Source organism: Pseudomonas sp. SDT291_1_S447, from assembly GCF_054070155.1.
This window is the reverse complement of sequence record NZ_JBSVXS010000313.1, coordinates 1-377: the sequence shown is the minus strand read 5'-3', so window position 1 is coordinate 377 and position 377 is coordinate 1. Positions and strand designations below refer to the sequence as shown.

General features: G+C 59.2%; 2 pseudogenes. Both read left to right on the top strand.

What is annotated here, in order from left to right:
* Nucleotides 1-110, top strand: a pseudogene (locus tag ACW9IR_RS29710) (lysozyme); the annotation flags it as partial.
* Nucleotides 107-377: pseudogene (locus ACW9IR_RS29705) on the top strand (lysis protein); the annotation flags it as partial. The pseudogenes ACW9IR_RS29710 and ACW9IR_RS29705, both read left to right, overlap by 4 nt.

The following is a 377-nucleotide window of genomic DNA, read 5'->3' as shown; positions in this document are numbered from 1 at the left end:
ACGGCAAGACACCGGTATGGGCGTACGTGACCGACGCCCAAGGCCGCAAGCGCTTTGTTCCAGGCCTGCACAACCGCCGGCTGGCTGAAGTGGAGGTTTGTCTGAAATGACGATTCCACCGCTACGGCTCGCGCTGATCGTGATGCTGATTACTGCTTTGGTGCCCTTGTATTGGTTCATCCGGGTTGTGGATCAACGTGATGAAGCGCTGAAAGACCTGAAAGGCCTGAAAACGGAGGTCGTCGGGTTGCGCGAAGCGGCCCGAATCAGCGGCGAGATGCTGGCCGAGCGGGACGCGATTGACCAACGAAACACCAAGGAATTGACCGATGCACTCACTGAAAACGAGCGCCTGCGCCGCGCTGTTGGCGATGGCA